The organism is Nocardia sp. XZ_19_369 (assembly GCF_015355715.1).
GTDB lineage: Bacteria > Actinomycetota > Actinomycetes > Mycobacteriales > Mycobacteriaceae > Nocardia.
Window position 1 is genome coordinate 1 of the sequence record NZ_JACVED010000026.1, and the last position, 2,606, is coordinate 2,606.

The 2,606-nt window shown below is 65.7% G+C and carries 4 protein-coding genes; 3 read left to right on the plus strand and 1 reads right to left on the minus strand.

All coding sequences use genetic code 11. The annotated features are described in order from the left end of the window. Positions 1-268: 268 nt before the first annotated feature. Entirely contained in the window at positions 269-598 is a 330-nt protein-coding gene (locus IBX18_RS41750) for a hypothetical protein (protein WP_228542615.1), read from the minus strand. A 155-nt stretch (positions 599-753) separates the two neighbouring features. On the opposite strand from IBX18_RS41750, the gene IBX18_RS41755 reads away from it, so the two are divergent. The 3 genes from IBX18_RS41755 (at position 754) to IBX18_RS41765 (ending at position 2,136) form a co-directional block, all read left to right on the plus strand. Further along, positions 754-1,398, plus strand: a complete 645-nt coding sequence (locus IBX18_RS41755) for a class I SAM-dependent methyltransferase (RefSeq protein WP_159923576.1) — start codon at positions 754-756, stop codon at positions 1,396-1,398. A 321-nt stretch (positions 1,399-1,719) separates the two neighbouring features. Beyond that, entirely contained in the window at positions 1,720-1,851 is a 132-nt protein-coding gene (locus IBX18_RS42995) for a hypothetical protein (protein WP_255528307.1), read from the plus strand. 84 nt (positions 1,852-1,935) lie between these two features. Further along, positions 1,936-2,136 (plus strand): hypothetical protein, encoded by a 201-nt coding sequence (locus tag IBX18_RS41765; RefSeq protein ID WP_194838947.1) that lies wholly within the window; start codon positions 1,936-1,938, stop codon positions 2,134-2,136. Positions 2,137-2,606 lie beyond the last annotated feature (470 nt).

Here is a 2,606-nt window from a genome sequence, read left to right on the forward strand (position 1 = left end):
ACACCGCTACCGTTACTCATGGAACGTCCTCCTGCTCTTGCGATGGGACACCAAGCCCGACAAGCGCATCAGGAGGACGTTCCCCACGTCCCCGAAACCGACGCACTAAACGTCTTTCTATGCCGCGGAGCGCGCGTTGGGCGTTCGTCCAGATCGCTTGGTCGACAGGGCTTCCCGACGCACGCACATGCCGAATACAGTGCACGCTACAGACTTGGGGTTCCGGTAGTAACCGCCGAAAAATCAACGGATATGGCGTAGCTGCTGGTCAGCGTCGGCGTTCGGCTCCCGGGCCCAGGATCGAGGTCAGCTCGCGCATCGCCTGCGGGGACGGTTTGAAGTAGCGGCGCAGGTTCTCGGCCTTGCGGTGTCGGGACTTGGCCATCAGTTCCAGCAGGCTGGCCCCGGCTTCCCCGAGGTGGGTCAGGCCGGAGTGGCGCAGTTCGTGCAGGTCCCAGCCGGTTCCGGGCCCATCGGCGGCGGTGGCGGTGTCGAGCAGGTCGCGGGCTTGGTCGTAGGACAGCCGGGCAAGGCCGGTGTCGGGGCAGACGTCACGGCCAGACGCGTACCGCCGTTCGCCGCAGTCACCGATGCCCACGCCCCCGGATGACAGAGTCGGCCAAGGTCTCTCGGGGCCCGCGCAATGAGCAATGCCGTCCTGCCTACCGGTGCCTCCACCCGGCCGGGTGGAGGCACCTTCGTCGTTCTCGGGTAGCGCCGAGTCCGCCGCGATCATGGAATATCGTGCCGGTCATGACCACGGATGACTGGTTGGCCGACACCCGAACCTCTTATGACACGGTCGCGGTCAGCTATGCCGACCAAGTGCGCGGCGCCCTCGCCGGACACCAGTACCTTCGCGCGGCTCTGGCGTTGTTCGCCGACAGCGTGCGGACCGCTGGCGGCGGGCCGGTCGCGGACGTCGGCTGCGGCCCCGGTGAAGTCACCGCCCATCTGCATGAGCTCGGTGTCGACGCCTTCGGTATCGACCTCTCCCCGGCGATGATCGACGTGGCCCGGCGCGACCACCCCGGCCTGCGGTTCGAGGTGGGCTCGATGACGGAACTGAACCTGCCCGTCGCTTCGGTGGCCGGCCTGCTCGCCTGGCAGTCGTTGATCCACATCCCAGACGACGAGGTGCCGACTGTATTCGGACGCTTCCACCGAGCATTGCGTCCCGGCGGACCGTTGCAACTCCTGTTTCACGTCGGCGACGAGTCGCTGTTGAAGACGGAGGGCTACGGCGGTCACCCGATGAAGGTCCATGTCCACCGCCGTCAGCCTGACCAGGTGGCATCCTGGCTGCACGATGCCGGATTCGTGGTCGAGGCCCAGATGCTGCTCGACCCGGATGCGAAAGCTCAGCAAGCGATTCTTTTCGCACGCAGTAAGTCCTAACTTCTGCATATGTCGGGCTCGCCATTCGGAACCGCGGGTCCCCGACGTACGCCGCCCGCCACGAACCCGACCTCCGGCACCAACCAATAGCGTGGGGAGCCAAGCCAACCAGCAACAGGCCATCACCGCAGGATGAACCAGGACTCACCCGCGACCAGCCACGGCATATCCGTTGGTTTTTCGGCGGTTACTACCGGAACCCCGACTTGGGCCATGCTGTCCAGTCAGTCTCTGCCGCTGCCGATTTGGGCGTTGCGGGCCATTCGCCGTGAGATGATCTCGTGTGGGTCGGCACTGGGCCGAGCAGGAGTAGGCAACGCCATGTCTGGCGAGCAAGAGCCCGAGCAATTCTTTTACCGCGATTCCAGTGAACTGGAAGCCCTTCAGCCGGACGAAGCCCTCGGGGCAGACGAAGCCCTTGAGCCGGACGAAGCCCTGCCCGAAGACTCCTGAGCGCGCCTCGCCGCGGTGATCCCCGCCACCGAGATCCAGTCCGACGTAGCAACGCTGAGCCTGCGGTACGTGGACGGAGTGCCCGTGCTCGTGGTCACCGGCGGAACCGCTGTTCCCGAAGTCATCATGGCGGTGGACGCCTCCGGCACTCCTGTGGGGAGTTACACCGCAGGCTCTGTCCCGTCCGAAACGGTATCCAGTCGCGCTTCGGTCAATTTCATTTACGGGCCTCCACCAGTCGATGTCGACAAGGGCTATCCCGCTCCTGAAGAGAACGTGCGCTGACCGGCGAGGACCAGCAGGCTAGCCGCCGAAGAGGCCGCTCACCCGGCGGCTAGCTCAACATCCGGTAATGCCGCATATCGGTCGAACAGGGCGCGAGATCGACTGTCGCGTTGAACATTCTGTATCGGCTCCCATGACCGTGCACGGACGAGCGGTAAAGGGACTCGCCCGCGCAAGACACAGGCTCGCGCGTCGGGCTGGGGCACCAAACCGCCCGCCGCGAAACAAAATCTGTTGTCACATGACTCGGAGGGTCGCGGGTGGGCGGTCCGACCCCGGGTGGCGCCCGCCCCGCGACTCCGATGGGACCACCCGACCAACCCGACCGGACTGTCCCCGTAACGCACAACGCGGCTACCGGCGGCGTGGGTGCCGTCGGTAGCCGGGCGTTATGCGCGGATCATCGCTCGATCAGCGTGCGCAGGGCGGTGATCGAGGCCCGGCGTTCGTAGGCGATCCACGAATGTGGG